The sequence below is a fragment of the Cohnella cholangitidis genome, from assembly GCF_014107495.1.
Lineage (GTDB): Bacteria > Bacillota > Bacilli > Paenibacillales > Paenibacillaceae > Cohnella > Cohnella cholangitidis.
Genome location: NZ_CP041969.1, coordinates 3,131,491 through 3,147,779 on the forward strand (window position 1 = coordinate 3,131,491; position 16,289 = coordinate 3,147,779).

General features: G+C 47.8%; 13 protein-coding genes. 9 read left to right on the top strand and 4 right to left on the bottom strand.

Going from position 1 to position 16,289, the window contains the following annotated elements:
• Window positions 1-39 precede the first annotated feature (39 nt).
• From FPL14_RS14840 to FPL14_RS14850, 3 genes are all read left to right on the top strand, one after another.
• The gene (locus FPL14_RS14840; RefSeq protein ID WP_229263918.1) at window positions 40-1,227 is read left to right on the top strand and encodes an MFS transporter; all 1,188 of its coding nucleotides are present in this window, start codon (window positions 40-42) and stop codon (window positions 1,225-1,227) included.
• Between the two features lie 258 nt (window positions 1,228-1,485).
• Entirely contained in the window at window positions 1,486-1,782 is a 297-nt protein-coding gene (locus FPL14_RS14845) for a YrdB family protein (RefSeq protein ID WP_182303710.1), read from the top strand.
• Between the two features lie 119 nt (window positions 1,783-1,901).
• Window positions 1,902-2,738, top strand: coding sequence for a sulfurtransferase (locus FPL14_RS14850; RefSeq protein ID WP_182303996.1), 837 nt, complete (start codon window positions 1,902-1,904; stop codon window positions 2,736-2,738).
• Between the two features lie 292 nt (window positions 2,739-3,030).
• Here FPL14_RS14850 and FPL14_RS14855 read toward each other — a convergent pair whose 3' ends face one another.
• From FPL14_RS14855 to FPL14_RS14865, 3 genes are all read right to left on the bottom strand, one after another.
• Window positions 3,031-3,678 carry an HNH endonuclease gene (locus FPL14_RS14855; RefSeq protein ID WP_182303711.1) on the bottom strand — a complete coding sequence of 216 codons (648 nt, stop codon included), beginning with the start codon at window positions 3,676-3,678 and terminating at the stop codon, window positions 3,031-3,033.
• A 6-nt stretch (window positions 3,679-3,684) separates the two neighbouring features.
• On the bottom strand, window positions 3,685-4,911 hold the full coding sequence (locus FPL14_RS14860) for an AAA family ATPase (protein ID WP_182303712.1): 1,227 nt from the start codon (window positions 4,909-4,911) through the stop codon (window positions 3,685-3,687).
• 637 nt (window positions 4,912-5,548) lie between these two features.
• A complete protein-coding gene (locus FPL14_RS14865) occupies window positions 5,549-6,271 on the bottom strand; it encodes a MerR family DNA-binding transcriptional regulator (RefSeq protein WP_229263919.1) in 723 nt (240 codons plus the stop codon).
• A gap of 158 nt (window positions 6,272-6,429) precedes the next feature.
• Here FPL14_RS14865 and FPL14_RS14870 point away from each other — a divergent pair, with 158 nt between their 5' ends.
• The 6 genes from FPL14_RS14870 (at window position 6,430) to FPL14_RS30525 (ending at window position 15,603) form a co-directional block, all read left to right on the top strand.
• Complete coding sequence (locus FPL14_RS14870) at window positions 6,430-6,924, top strand: DUF6022 family protein (protein WP_182303713.1); 495 nt, start codon at window positions 6,430-6,432, stop codon at window positions 6,922-6,924.
• A gap of 303 nt (window positions 6,925-7,227) precedes the next feature.
• A complete protein-coding gene (locus FPL14_RS14875) occupies window positions 7,228-7,935 on the top strand; it encodes an S-layer homology domain-containing protein (protein WP_182303714.1) in 708 nt (235 codons plus the stop codon).
• Window positions 7,899-10,745: an immunoglobulin-like domain-containing protein gene (locus FPL14_RS14880; RefSeq protein WP_182303715.1), complete on the top strand. Its 2,847-nt coding sequence runs from the start codon at window positions 7,899-7,901 to the stop codon at window positions 10,743-10,745. The genes FPL14_RS14875 and FPL14_RS14880 overlap by 37 nt, the downstream gene beginning before the upstream one ends.
• Window positions 10,746-10,964: 219 nt before the next feature.
• Window positions 10,965-11,909: an NAD-dependent epimerase/dehydratase family protein gene (locus FPL14_RS14885; RefSeq protein ID WP_182303716.1), complete on the top strand. Its 945-nt coding sequence runs from the start codon at window positions 10,965-10,967 to the stop codon at window positions 11,907-11,909.
• A 45-nt stretch (window positions 11,910-11,954) separates the two neighbouring features.
• A complete protein-coding gene (locus FPL14_RS14890) occupies window positions 11,955-12,794 on the top strand; it encodes a MerR family transcriptional regulator (RefSeq protein WP_182303717.1) in 840 nt (279 codons plus the stop codon).
• A gap of 748 nt (window positions 12,795-13,542) precedes the next feature.
• On the top strand, window positions 13,543-15,603 hold the full coding sequence (locus FPL14_RS30525) for a helix-turn-helix transcriptional regulator (RefSeq protein WP_182303718.1): 2,061 nt from the start codon (window positions 13,543-13,545) through the stop codon (window positions 15,601-15,603).
• A gap of 53 nt (window positions 15,604-15,656) precedes the next feature.
• Here the strand turns inward: FPL14_RS30525 and FPL14_RS14900 are convergent, their stop codons facing one another.
• Window positions 15,657-16,232 carry a MepB family protein gene (locus FPL14_RS14900; protein WP_182303719.1) on the bottom strand — a complete coding sequence of 192 codons (576 nt, stop codon included), beginning with the start codon at window positions 16,230-16,232 and terminating at the stop codon, window positions 15,657-15,659.
• Window positions 16,233-16,289 lie beyond the last annotated feature (57 nt).

Consider the following 16,289-nt stretch of genomic DNA (forward strand, 5'->3'; position numbering starts at 1 on the left):
AGTTGAATGTTGGGAACAGCAAAGGGGAAATTACAAGTTATGGCTCGGTTAGTCTTCTTGGGATGTATAGCATACTTGGTCGTCGGAATCGGGCAATTGGTAGTGGGTACCGTCATGGAGCCGATGGTCGCGGGTTACGGCATACAATACGGCGACGGCGGGCAGTTGGTCATGAACCAGTTTCTAGGCGGATTGGTCGGCATTACGCTGGCGCCTTGGTTGATGGGACGAATCGGAAAAAAGAGGCTGCTCCTGTCCGCCCTCGCCATCATGGCAGTGGTCGAAGTCATCTATTCCTTTCAGCCCGAGTGGGGAGTCATGCTGGCGATCGGACCGTTCGCGGGCTTCGGCTTCGGTACGACGGAAGCGGTCGTAGGGTCATTCATCATAGGCGCGGCGCAAGGGAATGCCAACGTGGCGATGAGCCGGGTCGAAGTGTTCTTCGGCGTAGGCGCGCTGCTCATGCCTTTCGCCGGAGCGGCGTTGATTGCTTCCGGGCTGTGGGTGTATGCGTTCTTGGTTGTCGGCATCATGGCGGCTATAGCGGTGTTGCTGTGGTTCCTATTCTGGCCTAAAATATTGGATCGCAAGCCGGAAAGCGAGACGGCGACGGAAACGCGGTTAACGAAGTTGCCGAATCGCAGGCTAGCCATAACGGTATTGGCAGCGGGCTCAATGTTCTTCGCCGTCTATGTCGGGTTCGAGATGAGTTTCGTTCACTATCTGCCTTCGTTGCTCGTCCATAATAACGGCTTATCGGATTCGACGGCTTCGTTGTCGTTAAGCCTCTTCTGGGGGGCAATGGTGCTCGGGCGGATGGTATCGGGACATGCCGCGGATCGTTGGGGCGGAGGAGTATACATGCTGGCGACTTGTCTATCCACGGCGGTAATCTTCGTCGTTATGGGCGGGCTTGAGAGCACGTGGGCGACGTTCGTGCTGACGTTCTTGGCGGGTCTGGCGATGTCCGGGATGTTCGCCGTCGCGCTCGTCTTCTTGAATCGGGCGGTGCCCGGCATGACGGAACGGACGACGAGCTTGCTCATGGCGTTCGGAGGAATCGGCGGAGCGTTGATGCCGCGGTTGACGGGATGGTTCCTGGACGAGAACGGGACGGACGCTACGCGCTGGCTGTTCGCCGCGTTCGCGGTAGTCATGCTGGCGGTTATCGTATGGGCGCTGCTATCGGCTAAGTCGTTGGAGCGGGCGTCGGTCTCGGCAAGTTGATATTCCAAGTGCGAAGAAAACCGGGAGCCTCGCTAAGAGGATTCCCGGTTTTCTAGTTTCTACTGGTCTTTACGGCTTCTTATGGTACTTAAAAGCAAAATGTGAAACGATCTTCTTGCATAAACTAATGTCATTAGTTATTATGCTATTATAAATAGCTTATTGGGGGTTGTTCCTAATGAAAATTTCTCCGCTTGCCATGATTGCGCTGGTATACATGTTTCTTCTGGAACTCGGTTCGCTTGCCATTTTCGCCTATTGGGGTTCCCAACTGAACCTTCCGCCGCCATAGGCATTCCGCTGGCCGTTTGGGTTCTGTGGTCGTTATTCCTCGCTCCCAAAGCGTCGATGCCCCACATTCCGTATCAGCTCCGTACGGTCTTCAAATTCACCGTCTTTGCTCTGGCTTCGGTCGCCTTGTACGACGGCGGGCACAACACGCTGGCCATGTTCGTACTCGTGACGTCGTTTATCGATGTGGTCATTATCATGATGATGAAGCTGGATATTAGGGTGCCAAAGTACGGCTTGACCGTCTCGACGAATTCTCGATAATTCATCGAGTCATTTACGATCGGTTGATTCGATCCGGGCTTTGTTCGCTTGGTGGCGGCGTAAGGATGAAATTCAGTATAATGAAAATATATCCCGATGAAACGGAAGGCGTTGATCTCATGAAAAATATCGTTCCTGTGAAATGGTTGCTCGCACGTCTATTCGAATCCGATCTGGTAATCGTAGATTGCAGGTTCCAGCTCGGTCAGCCGGACGCCGGGCGGAAGGCATACGAGGAAGGGCATATCCCGGGTGCCGTCTACTTGGATTTGGAGAAGGACTTGTCGGCGCCCGTCGGCGAGCATGGAGGACGCCATCCGCTGCCGGACGCGGCGGAGTTGGCCGCACGGTTCGGCAAAGCGGGCATTGGCAACGAATCTCGGGTCGTCGCCTACGACGATCAAGGCGGAGCGATGGCTTCTCGTCTGTGGTGGCTCTTGCGGTATTTGGGCCACACGAACGTATTCGTTATGGATGGCGGATTCTCGGCTTGGCAGAAGGCCGGATGCCCGGTTACGGCCGATCAGAAGATCATCATTCCTTCGAGTTTCGTCGCGACCGTGCAGCACAATATGCTAATCGAAGTGGACGAAGTCCGTGAATCGCTCGGCACCGAAGGCATCGTGCTGATCGATTCGCGCGAAGCTCCGCGCTATCGCGGCGAGGCGGAGCCGATCGATCGCGTGGCCGGACATATCCCGGGCGCGAAGAATTTGTTCTGGGCGGACGGCCGCCGCGCCGACGGCACTTGGAAAGACGCGGACGAGCAGCGCGAGCGGTTCGCCGGGCTATCGCCCGACGACGAGATCGTCGTCTACTGCGGCTCGGGCGTTACTGCCACGCCTAATGTATTGGCGTTGCAGGAAGCGGGATTTACTCGCGTGAAGCTTTATGCGGGCAGCTGGAGCGATTGGATTTCCTACGCGGACAATCCAGTAGCGACGGAGGAAGAGTAAGAGCCGAGAGGCTGCGTCGGACGCGGGTTTGAGGGCTGAGACAGGTTGCCGTGAGGCGGACTGTTGCGGCCCTCTTTGGGCTTTTCGTTCAACAGTTTGCAAGCAAAAACTCACTGAAAACAGTTGCAGTAACCCGTAATCAAACTCAGATGGTCGGTCAGGTCAGGATAGATCTGGGCGCAACATAAAATCGCTTTTGTGCGGGGCAAGAGTTCAATCAGAATCCGGGTCATTTGGATACGGATAGTTGAAACACAGATTTTTGTTGAGCTATCAAGATATAAAAACTACTTCAAAAACCACATGAGGCCCTCAAGTACTCTCTTACCATAAAAGAATACTCTTTGTCCTCATCTGCTTCTGTTAGTAACTCATTGGTTAGCAGATCTTTTAGTTTTGGGTCCGTTTCATTGGCCCAAGTATCAATTAGAGACTGTATAGCTTTAAGTCTCTCGGACCTTCTTTCTATTAAGGAGGTTCGATTAAGCTTTAAAACCTTTTGACTAGTAAATCCTTTTCGATCACCGGCTTTTTGAAAAACCATTGGACCAGCTGCCATAAAATGATTCCTTGGATCATCTTTGTATGGGTTTACTAATGGTGACAATGGATTGTAATAAGTTTTTTTTCCACTTCTATTACACTCTTCACATGCTAAGGTTAAGTTGTCCCAGGTGAATACCAATTCAGGTCGCTCACCTTTTGGCAAAATATGCTCGATATCTCCGGGACATATATGATTAACTTTACTTTCGCAATATGCACATTTTCCATGGGTTTCCTTAACGATCTTTTCTTTTATCTCTTTTAATCTATATTTTGATTTTAGTGTATCTGGAATCTTATTGCCCGAGCTATGAAACTGCAAGTATTCTTGTGTCCAAGTATCACCGTTTATTCTAAGTATCTCAGGAATATCTAGTTTTGCAAGCATAATCATTAGAAGCTATTTCCTCCCATCTACAATTCTCCCTAAAGTTTCGGGTAGCAATTTATCCATTCCGATTTCCTTCATTTCTTGGCGTAAGTTTGATATGGCTTCTGAATTTAATTCGTTATTTGAATATCTTTCGACGATAGAATTAATTTTATCCTCTACCCAATAAGGCAATGTAACTGATACACCAAGAACTTCTCTTAAAATATCATTTGAACTTCCAGCTTTATTAACAAGATCTAAATACGTACTAATTACTCGGTTGTTTTCGTTGTAATCCAGTATGTAAACATTTGAATCTGGTGAAGAACTAATAATAAATGGGTTATGGGTTGCAACTATAAATTGAGCCATGGGAAACGCTTTGATCAAATTAGGCAACAACATTTTTTGCATTTCAGGGTGCAAATGATTTTCTGGTTCGTCAAGGGTAACAACAAAAGGTTGATTGTTATTAGGATACATAAAAATTTGCCAAGCTAAGTCAATTAGCGAGGCTACCCCACCAGAAACTGCGTCCAACGAGAACTCACCTGATTTGGTTACTAGATTTACTTCTGGCATCTCAATGGAGATATTCTGGAATCCTAACTTCGGTGGTAGTATAACTCTTAGAATCTGCTGGAAATCCTCGAATGTTTGGCGAGCAGTAGGATTAGGCGTTACAACTTGATTGCCATAGCCAAACATCGCTAATGCAATAAGGTTTTCTTTAATTATATAATTAGTCTTTTCGTGTGATGTTGAGAAATATGAATTGTATAGGATACTTCGATGACTGTTATATATATCATCTCTAGTTCGTGGTTGCGTTGGAATATTTGAGACTTGTCTGTAAGAGTAAATAGGTCTATGAGACGGTATATATAATCCATTTATAGATTGCTGATTCATTACACTAATGTTATAGCTAGTTCCAACTTCATCTGGAACAGTTAGATCAGCGGATACATTATTTGAATAATGTAGATTCCCGATTACAATGTTATTTCCATACTTAGAGGTGTTACTTTCAAATAACTTAAAAATTCCTGATACAAACTTAAGGAGCCCTTGCTTGTCTTTTTTAGGTGTACTTAAAAAGATAGAGTTCCAACCAAAGTGATTATTTAATAAATTCAATATCGTTGTTTTTCCGGCGCCATTTGCTCCGGTTAGGATTGTGAGACGGGGGTGAAAGGATAATTCAACATTTTCAAATTGTCGCCAACTATTTATTTTCAGTCCTTTAAACACGATAAACTCCTCCAAAATACGAATGGCATTATGAACCATTCGACATAATTTTTCCAAATCCTTTTGATCAGATTTATTCAGCGAGATAATTGGAATTAATTATTATTAATAACCAACCGCCAACTGCATGAAAACAATAAGGTTACGATAATCCTCTGCCACCCACCCTTTTGGTGCTACCTTGTTTCACTTGGCCGTTTGTTGACGTTCTGTTCGGCTTGACCCATCCACAGGGTATACTTCGCTTGGCTCAACCGATACTGTTTCGCCAGCCCCGTTTTCCATGGGCTTCTTGCTTCCCAAGTTCCCCCAAGTGTAGCCAAGGGAGGTCGTTGCACACGGGAGTTGGGATATCCTCCGAGGTATTCCCGCCGCGATGTTCCGAAACCCTTTTTTTGTTCGGAACCTTCCGAGCATGGGGTTTGTGGGGGGATATGAAGCTGGAGCGATTGGATTTCTTATAGCGAGAATCCGGTGGCAACGGGAGGAAGAAAGGGCGTAAGGCCGCGCGGGATGCGGGTTTGGGGGCTGCGACAGGTTATGAACAAGTGACCTGTTGCAGCCCTTTTTGGGCCGTTCTGCAAACAGCTTGCAAACAAGAAATCGGAGAAACAGTTCCATGATCTAATCGTTGGGTCTATTCGGGCGCGGTTGAATGATCCTCGGCTTTTGTAGACTGAATTAATTCGTATAAATAGGATATCCCCCGCATCTGGGATTCGATGATCTTATCTAGATAAATCCTGATATTCTCAGCCACATTCACGATCCCCTGCAGATCCGCATGTTCGGATGCGGCGATGGATTGCTTAAAATTCACGGTATCTTCTGAATACACGGAGCTTTGCAGCGCTTGAATCAACCTGATTTTTAGCAAGTGAGATCCATTGTATCGACGATATCCGTTGTCAGGGTTCCGATCCGCCGTTACATATCCCGCTTGCTCCCAGTAGCGGATCGCCGATTTGGGAACCTGCGTTAGTTCGGAAACTTCGTTGATGGTGAGCGGCTCCTCGGCATACGGAGATTTATATTCGTTAGCGTATATCCGGATATCCTGGATTAACCTCTCTAATTTCTTTTTTTCCTCGTACAAAGCGACTTCTTTTTCCCTGATGATCCACATTGCATCTTGCGGCTTGTCCCGATGGAGACAATGAAGCACCTCGGCCGTCACTTCCATTCCGAATGCCGGGGCCATGGCTTGGATGCACGACAGATAGGCGGCGTGCCGGTCCGTATAAACACGGTAGCCATTTGATGATCGTTCAGCTGGAGGAATCAGGCCTTTAGCTTCGTAATTCCTTATCGTACTGGCGCTAATCATGAATTTCGCCGCCATTTTTTTGGGGCTCGTCAACTCGTCATCTCTCTCCTCATTACAATAGATCAAAATTAAACATGCTTATAAGGTTTTCTATAAAAATAGGTGATACTCCTCTCTTTTATTGCCTAACCTTCGAATTGGCTTGCAAGTTGTACAATGGAACTGAAAAGAAGAGAAGGAGGCGTTTGCTTGTGAAGAAAGGATTCCCGATTTTCCGGCAAGACATGGTGATCGAAGAAATAAGCGAGGCAGCCAACAGTTATATCGAGTCCGAGTGGAGGTCACTGTATGAATCCATGCATGAACAATTGACGGCTGCTTTTGTTGAAATCGAAGATGCGGCCTACGGTCTTTATTTGGATCAGCTTATGCCGTTCATATTCGAACAGCTGGAAGATGCCGGTTTCAGCGCTATGGAGAAGCTCGAAGAGAATGATTTCGTTATCGCCAAGCGCCTGATTTTCCGAAACTCCCTTGAAAAATGGGGTGCGGAAGACAACAGATCGAGAATATTTTGGAACGTAATCCATGACAAGCAAGGCAACCCGATCGGCACCATACTCACGGAAATTCCCCACTCCCATCTGAAATTCGACATCCCTTCGGCTCCTGTCATTTACTCTCTGCGGGAGAGTCTCAAGGAGCGGATCGTGCAGGGAATCAGGCGAATTAAGGAATCGGGCTGAGTTCAATAATCCAAATTGATTATGAAGCCATATTGTCGGCGGATTTGCCGAAGGACGGGTAAACCAGATTGCCGCTCAAGCCCCGTTCTCCCCGGGAGTAAGACCAGAGGGTCGCATACAATGCGACTCTTTTTTACTTGTCGTTACAGATCGCGCGCTGAACCATATGCAGTTAGGTTAACTATCGCAATTACATTGAAAATGAATTTTTGTAAGATCTTCGCAATATCCCCCGAATTCCTCCGCAAAAACTCGATAAATCTTTCCTATAATGAGGCATCGAATCATGGAGGGATGATCTGAATGAAGAAAACGGTGTTAAAAAAGTTTTTTGCAACCATATTAGCTGTTTGTCTGACGCTGTCCGCATTCGGCCAAGCAGCGGCGGCTGCTTCCAGTCCGTCAGATATTAAAGGCTCGTGGGCCGAAGAGATTTTGAACAACTGGGTTCAGAAAGGATGGCTTAAGGGTTATTCAGACGGCTCGGTTCATCCGAATCAAAATGTAACGAGAGCCGAGTTTTTTACGCTTATCAATAATGCATTGGGGCTGACTGCTCAAACCGATATCGCTTTTAGCGATGTGAAGCCGGATGATTGGTTCTACAAGCAAGTAGCCATAGCCGTTAAATCCGGTTACATAAAAGGTTATAAGGACGGCACGGTTAAACCAAACGCGAATGTGAGCCGTCAAGAAGTTGCGGTTATCGCTGCGGCACTTTTGAAATTGCCGGGAGCGCCCCAAGCTGCGGATAAATTTAAGGATGCCGCTTCAATTGGAAACTGGAGCAAACCGGCAGTCGGCGCCTTGACGGCGATTGGCGTTATGAAAGGTCACCCGGACGGTACTTTCATGCCGACAAAATCAGTGACGCGGGCTGAGGCTGTTGTTGTCATCCATAACGCGCTTGATAAGCTGAACAATAAAACTTTTGATAAAGCAGGGTTTACGGCCCTGAAACAGGCGCTGAAGTTGTGGAAGGAAATGTTACTATTGCGGCTGCGGATGTGACGCTTCGCAACATGACCATCATGGGCGACTTGATCATTGATAAATCAGTCGGCGACGGCGACGTTACGATCAACAAAGTCAACGTTAAGGGCGATGCGATCGTTCAAGGTGGCGGCGAAGATTCGGTTCATTTTGTTGATTCCATTTTGGCGACTATTATTGCTGATAAAGAATCGGGAACTGTACGTATTGTTGTCGAAGGCAAGAGCTCCGTTGAAACAGTAACTGTTCTATCAAATGCCATTATTGAAATTTTGGATACGGCTGGAATTTCCCTGGTTGAATTAGCAAGCCATTTGCCTCCGGGAGCTAATGTCGAGCTACACGGTAAATTCAATAAAGTGGACGTGAATGCGGCAAGCATAAAAGTTGAAATTCCTCAGGGTTCAATTGAGCACATGCATGTGGGTAGCGCTGCAGGTGGTACAAGCATCAATGTAGGCAAGGATGCGGCTATTATCAAGCTGGTGCTTGACGCTGTTGTCAAGCTGCTTGGCCAAGGCAAGATCAAGAGTGCGACGGTCAATGCGGGCGCGAAGGGCACAACGTTTGAGAAGCAACCGGAGAAAATGGAAGGCGCTGGCGCAAGCGCAATGCCGCTTTCGGCAGGTGGAGGAAGCGGTGGCGGTGGAAGCGGGGGTGGACCAGCACCAACAACACCAACAGCTTTTACAGTAACATTTGATCTGAACGGAGCCGCAGGAACCAATCCAACAGCGCAAGGCGGAGCAAGCGGCACAACGTTACCGGTAAATCCAACAAGAGCGGGATATGCATTTATTGGCTGGGCAACGGCAAGCAGTGCAACAACGGCAGATTTTACATCCACAACAGCCGTAACAAGAGCGATAACGGTATATGCCGTATGGCAAGAAGTAACTTTAGCGCATAATGTAACGGGCGATGCGAAAACATTCATTCCATTAATTGAAGGATATGAGCCAGGCACTCAAAAGACGGCGACTGTCACGGTAACGGCGACAGGGGCAAATACTAACGTAACAGCAACTCTAAGCGGAACAAACGCCAATTCATTTGTTTTGACGGAGAATATGACTGACTTGGCAAATGACGCAACAGGTACGTTTACAGTGAAGGCGATGGATGGCTTGACAGCAGGCACATACACTGCGACTGTAACCATTACATCTATTGAGTTTACGGCAGGTCGTACCTTTACGGTGATTCAAGAAGTACTTGACGCAACGGCAACTCCACTGGAAGCAGCAACGGCAGCAGTTGTGGTTGCAGAAGAAAGCTTAGCGCAAGAAGATGTAGAGGCAGCGCAGGTATTGGTAACGGCGCTGGCAGACGGACAAGACAAAGATGCCTTACAAAACCGCTTAGATGCGGTGCAAGATGAAATTGACGCAACGGCAGCGGTTGCGACTGCAGAATCAACCAAAGAACAAGCGGATGTAGATGCAGCGTTAGTGTTGGTAACGGCGTTGGCAGACAGTCAGGCCAAGACCAACTTACTAGCTCGCTTAGCTGCCGTGCAAGTAGTAATCGATAAAGCGGCAGCGCAGGTTGTCATCGCCTTGATCGCTAATTTGAACGTCGAATCGGAAACCCTTAATTTAGAAGTAGGAGCAGCAAAATTAGCATACATTGCATTAACTCCATCGCAAAAAGCGCTGGTGACAAACCTTAGCATTCTTGAAGCTGCCGAAGAAATAGTGAATTTTCGAGTCGCAGCGGCGTATGTCGAGAACACTATCGATATTCTGACTGGTTTGGACAATCAAACGCCGGAATTTGTTCAATATGCAGTATGGGCACGCGAAGGATACGAGGCATTACTTCAAGAGCAACAAGCGCTGGTGAGGAACTACAACACATTGCTAGCTGCGGAAGCTGCAATAACGGAGCAAATGGAAGATGCGAAGACGGATTTGGATGATGCGGATCTGCTTAACGGTAACAGCGCATTGAATAACATAACCGCCAACTTAACACTGCCGACGTCAGGCAGCAATGGCACGACTATTAGCTGGACATCCAATAATGGGGTAATTGCAGTAGATGGTACAGTCATACGTCCGGTGAACGGATCTGGCGATTATGATGTAGAGCTGACAGCCACCATTAGCAAGGGTACAGTGAAGGCTAAAGTGTCGGTTACGAAGATATTCAACGTCACGGTAAAAGAGCTGCCAGACACAACTGCACTGACGCTTCTGTCTTTTACTCCAGCAGATAGTGCATTAGACGTAGCGATTGATGCCAACCTGGTCTTGACGTTCAGCAAGAACGTCACCGCTGTAGCAGGTAAGAACATCGTGATCTTCAACACAGATAACGATACGGTCGTCGCTACGATCGCAGCGAACGATACTACACAGGTGACGGTAAACAACAAAATCGTGACCATTAACCCGGCGTCAGATCTAGCAAACAGAACGCGCTATTACGTTTTTGTCGCCGAAGGCGCGTTCAAGGATGCGGCGAACAATACTTATACAGGTATTGACGATGTTGAGACATGGAACTTTAGAACCGTTGCAGTAGCCGCAACAGGACTGACAGTTACAGCGACTGACGATGATGCGAACAGTGACCATACAAGAATCACTATTGCAGAAACAGCAGGGTCAGGAAACAGCTTCATGTATAAAATAAGGAATACAGATCCTGATTCGCCATATGTAGGGGATGAAATCGCAACGGATGATTTTGACTGGATGTCGATCACATCGGGAGCGAGTATCCAAGTAAGTAATGGCTTCTACGTACTAGTAGTTGAAGTTAATGTCGATCGACTAATTGTGAGGTATGGCAAAACGCAAGCGATTGTAGAAGCGGATTAATACCTATGTTATAGATTGTGAATACATCGCCATTCGGCTTATATGCTGTGGCGATGTATTTTTCATGCTCCGAAGTCAACAATCGCCATGTCTTTGATCGACAAGCACCCTTCCGAGGGTGCTTTATACATTGTTAGAGCTGCACGAAACATGCGATTGACTCTCCCGTTATGTCAGACAGTATCTTTGGTACTGAGAACGATCTTGAAGGGAGTAGTCATGATGCAAAACCATACTCATGTGATTTTCGGTACGGGACCATTGGGCATGGCCCTCATGCGCGAGCTTAGAAGCAGGGGCGTCAAAGACATTCGGATGGTGAACCGAAGCGGGCGCATTCAGGGTGAGGAACAGGTATGCGTAATCAAGGGGGATGCATCCAATGTTGCCGAAACCATCGTGATCTGCGAGAATGCCTCCGTCGTCTATCATTGCGCGCAGCCCGGATACTTGAATTGGCCGAAGCAATTCCCCGCGATTACGAACGGTATTCTGGAAGGGGCCGCCTCGGCCGATGCGAAGCTGGTTTACGCGGACAATATGTATATGTACGGTCGCGTACATGCGCCTCTGAGGGAAAGTCTTCCCTATCGGGCGGAGGGGCATAAGGGAACAACGCGGGCATGGATGGCGCAGAAATTGTTAGATGCACATAACGCCGGAAGAGCGCGCGTTGCGATCGGGAGAGCTTCCGACTTTTATGGTCCCGGAGTTACGCAATCTTTCATGGGCGAGAGAGTGTTCGGACGCGCGCTTAGCGGGAAGCCGATAGATGTGTTCGGCAATTTCAATATGCCGCACACTTATACGTATATAGACGACTTTGCAAGAGGATTGGCGATCCTGGGGAACGAAGAGCGTTCATTAGGAGAAAGTTGGCATATTCCGAGCGCGGAAACGATCACGACCGGTCAACTGCTGCAGATTATTTTCGATGAATTGGGATTGAAGTCTAAAGTACGGGCTTCTACGCGCGGAATGGTGTCGATGTTGTCGTTGTTCATTCCGATGATGAAAGAGATCAAAGAGATCATGTACGAGTTCGAGCAGCCATTCATCGTGGATCACGGCAAGTTCGTCGAAGCGTTCGGCGAACTTGCGACAACTCCCCATCAAGAGGCCGTAAGACGAACGCTGGACTGGTATAGAAGTATGGTAAGCTAAATCTAAATGGATAATTGTGGTCAATCTAGCCGCGGGAGGGCAACGATGTCGAACTACATTAAGATCGGCCTATTCTCGAAAATCGCGCAAGTGACGATCCGGACGCTGCGTCATTATGACGAGCTTGGGTTATTGAAGCCGGCTCGCATCGAATGGAGCACGAATTATCGATACTACACCTTTGACCAGCTCATCCGGCTTAATCAAATATTAGTGCTTAAGGACGCCGGATTCTCACTCGAGCAGATAGCTTCGATGATCGATAAGGCCATGTCCATTGAGGACATGAAACGAATGATGCTGCGCAAAAAGGAAGAGCTAACCGCGCAAATCAGCGAAGCCGCTTATCGCATACAGAGCATCGAGTCGCGATTGAGCCGGCTCGAGAAGCTTGGCGAGGAACCGAAATACGAGATCGTATTGAAGCAAGTCCCCGAGCTGTACTTCGCTACGCTGCGCGCGATCGTGCCTAAGCCTCAGGACATGCCCGACTATCGTTGCCGTATGTTCGACGAGCTTAGCGAATGTTTGTCCGGGACGAAGCTTGTCTTGCGGGAGGAGTATGTGTTCTATCATATGACCGAATTCATCGAAGAAAATTTCGATATCGAGGTTGCTTATTGCCTTGAAGTCGCAGCCGAGCCGATTCCGCAGGGCAACGTTGCGCTCTTCGGCGTACCCGCGGAGCCCGTGGTCGCCAGTCTGATCTACAAAGGCCCTTTCATGGGGTTAGGCGATGCCTTGCTGGAGCTCTTCTCGTGGATCGGCATGAACGGATACTCGCAGTCGGGACCTGTCAGGGAGCTTCATCTGTTCGGTCGGGAGAATGATTGCCATGACATGAACAATGTTCTGGTGGAGTTGCAGGTGCCGGTGATGAAATAGTGCCTTGACTCTACCGCTGCGGAAGACATTACGATCTCCTTATCCCGTCAATCGACGAATGGAGGAGATCAAAATGGTTTATAAGAAAGTATTCATTACCGCCGCATTGCTTCTTGTTCTAGAAGTCATTCTGAGGGATTAAACATGGGAAACAAGTTTATCTTCGGAACATTAATTTTTGGCATATGCCTACTCTTCGTTACCGGTTGTCAAATAAATAATGGTAAAACCGATTCAACGATTCTAAGTACCAAGCAAATTGAAAACATTGCAAAAAGTAAACTCGAAAAAGACAGCAGCTTTGGTGAAATAAGTATTGTTGAAATAAAGCTACTTAGTAACGGACAATACCAAGTCAAATGGAAGAGGCTCCAAAATTGCGAGTTCGGAACGGAGTTTTTCGACCAGAGAACAGGGGAGAACGTAGGAACATCTGAATATAACGTTTGCTAATTGTCGATGAGACGGACAACAACGCTAGAGAAGCGCGCTTCTGAGGCAGTTTCGGATTTCTTTCATACCCAAAGAACCGTCAAGGAGAGTTTCCTGACGGTTTATTGTTTTTTATATACGAAAGATAAAGCAGAAGTTTTTCGGTTCCGTCAGCAGCCCCATTTTAGAACACTTTTGCCCTTCCGCGAAAAGTAGTACTGGCTTCCACAACAGAACAAATTATATAATTCAGCTATAATTTACCTAAAAAAGGGCCGTTGAACTGAACCTTTTCGGAAGAAGGCAGGTATATACGATGTATGATGGCAAGGCGAAGATGGGAAGTCATGAGGAACGTATTGCTGTCCGGATTGACCAGCTGGAACGGCATTATTTGGTGGGTCGGGACCTCGAAATTCAGTATTTCATGCAGCAACTGACAGGCGGCGGGCAACAGAGACGGATCTTGAATCTCTATGGTACCGGCGGCGTAGGAAAAAGCTATTTAATCGACGAGTTCCGCAGGCTGGCGGTGAATGCAAATGCCATCCTTCTATTGATGGACAGCCGCGGGTTCTCCCATACACCGCAGGACTTCTGCACGCAATTGTTGCGTATGCTCGGCTATCCGATGGAGAAGCTGAAGCAGATCGCAGAGCCGCAGGCGCTATTAGAGTTATGCCATGGTATCCTCAGGGAAAGGGCAACGAAACAGAAGCTTGTTCTCGCATTGGACACATTCGAGGACATGGGGGATATGGAGCATTGGCTAAGAGAGGCATTTCTCCCGCAATTGGATCCCGAAATCCTGATTATCGTTTCGGGAAGATTCCCTTTGCAGGGCATATGGCTTAGTTCTCCGGCATGGCGCCATTGGATAAACCGGATGCCCGTCGGGGATCTGGATTATCTATCCGTTAAGCAATATCTGGAGCGCTCGGGCATTACTCACGAGCCGATGATCAAACAGATTTGGATGAAGACTAGAGGACATCCGCTCACGTTGTCCTTGATCGTCTCGACCACGATGGTTCAGAACATTCAGGGTTTGGAATCGGTGGATGGAACCGAAGTATTCGAACATATCGTGAGCATTTGGTTAAAAGAAGTTCCGGACGACAATCTTAGGGAGCTCGTAGAGACCGTAGCCGTCCTTCGGCACTTTAACCAGGAGTTGCTCTCCTATGTATTGGATCGGCAGGTAAAGACGGATTTATTCCAATCGCTGGTCGGGCTTTCTTTCATTCGGAGAGTGGACCGGGGTTGGATCCTTCATGATTTGATGCGGGAGGCCATCGGGTTAGAGCTGCGTTTGCGCCAGCCTGAACATCACGATTGGTTATGGAAACGCTGTATCATGTATTACTACAGCATGATGACCAACCAGTCCAAGAGAAAGGCGATCGCTTGGGAAGGTGTCGAATGGTACTATTATATCGGCGATCATATCGTCCGTAATTTCTGTTATCAGAAATTAACTCCGTATCATATGGAGACGTTGAGTCCGTCCAATTGGGCGGAGGCAGAGCAGTATTTGAGCCTTCGCCGCGCTAATCCGAGGGAAATTTGCCTTCCTCTCCAGCATCCGGACACGGGCGAGAGGTTTGAATATACGATTTCTAAAGAAGAAGGTCTATACCCGATTAAGCATATTCATCTTCAAGAGCTTTACGAACTCGATCCCGGCATTGTTAAGTTAATGAGGGACCAGCAAGGGGCAATATGCGGTCTGACGGCCATTATTCCGATTCACGCGGGAACGCTCGGTTACTTGCAAACCCATCCGTTGTCGTCCGCTTATTTCCAAAGCCTGCGGGAGTATAAGCTGAAGGAACTCCGGGTACCGAAAGAACAAATTGCGGGTTATTTTGTAAAGTCGATTGACGTGGCGGATTTTGAGGACGTGGCGATGCGTACTACTGCCGGGCTAACGTTTATCTCCCTGCTGATTTCTTCCGATTATGTTGTGGCTGCTCCTCCGGATCTCCCCTTCTTACGGGACTTCCATCTTAGCTTGGGGTGCGAGCAGGCGAGGAACGTTGCCCATTGCGATTATGACATTAACGCTCCTGCACCCTATTACGTCCTCGATACGAGAAGCGGCAAACTACAGGATTATTTGAACAAAATGATAGCGTCCTTCGGCCTGTTAGATCATTCCAAGCAGCAGGATAATGGTTTGCCCATGCTTACCGATCGGGAGAATGAAGTGGTGGGGCTTCTAGTGAAAGGCTATACGAATCAAGAAATCGCGGCTGAACTATTTATTACGGAAATAACGGTCAAGAAGCATCTGACAGGGGTATTCCAGAAGTTGAATGTCAGGAATCGGACGGAACTGGTTAACAGCTACTTAAAAAAACATATTGATCAATAAACGCATAAACAGAGCCAACCGTTAAGGTTGGCTCTGTTTAATTGCTAGCTTGGTCAATGATTCGGGGTGTAAAGTTTTTGAGCGCGAACATAGTCGACCGGTTTATCCGCAGGGATTTCCAGGAAGTAATCTAACTGCCATTGCTGCGTTTTTTGAGCCTGTCGACTCGTAGGGTTGTCCCAAGGAGGGTAAACGCGGATTGCCCTTTTGCCGCCTTTACCTTCATTGGATACGATATCCCGATCGCATAGAACGGCTTTGGGAAATACAAACTGACCCAAGGCATTGCCTTTGCGTGCGCTAATAACGAAGAAATCGACTGGATCGGACATGTCATAGGGTTGGATCGGCCCATTCCCGATTCTCTCCCATAAAGTCACAAATTGACCGATCTTTGTTGGAGTGATTTTTGCGACTCGGAATCGAATGGAGAGTGCATTTAAGTTAAATACATACGCTCCATATTCCGTGTTTTGCGCTTCCGGAATGGGTAGAGAGCAATGGAACCCGCAGGGGGTATAAAGAAGATCCTTATTCGCAAGCAAGTCGCTATGAAAAACGTCCGAGGAAGTCCAACGTTGCGGATCGCTAGGACAAACTTCTGCATAATCTTGATTTTTCTTATCCATCGTTCGAATCCCCTTGTGCGTCCTATGTGCTGAATCATTGCTGCGGAGCTTGATCGT

What these genes read in the sequence shown, in the direction of transcription:
- FPL14_RS14855 (WP_182303711.1), bottom strand. Translation starts at nt 3,678, where the DNA reads ATGATTATGCTTGCAAAACTAGATATTCCTGAGATACTTAGAATAAAC.
- FPL14_RS14850 (WP_182303996.1), top strand. Translation starts at nt 1,902, where the DNA reads ATGAAAAATATCGTTCCTGTGAAATGGTTGCTCGCACGTCTATTCGAA.
- FPL14_RS14875 (WP_182303714.1), top strand. Translation starts at nt 7,228, where the DNA reads ATGAAGAAAACGGTGTTAAAAAAGTTTTTTGCAACCATATTAGCTGTT.
- FPL14_RS14900 (WP_182303719.1), bottom strand. Translation starts at nt 16,232, where the DNA reads ATGGATAAGAAAAATCAAGATTATGCAGAAGTTTGTCCTAGCGATCCG.
- FPL14_RS14885 (WP_182303716.1), top strand. Translation starts at nt 10,965, where the DNA reads ATGATGCAAAACCATACTCATGTGATTTTCGGTACGGGACCATTGGGC.
- FPL14_RS30525 (WP_182303718.1), top strand. Translation starts at nt 13,543, where the DNA reads ATGTATGATGGCAAGGCGAAGATGGGAAGTCATGAGGAACGTATTGCT.
- FPL14_RS14840 (WP_229263918.1), top strand. Translation starts at nt 40, where the DNA reads ATGGCTCGGTTAGTCTTCTTGGGATGTATAGCATACTTGGTCGTCGGA.
- FPL14_RS14890 (WP_182303717.1), top strand. Translation starts at nt 11,955, where the DNA reads ATGTCGAACTACATTAAGATCGGCCTATTCTCGAAAATCGCGCAAGTG.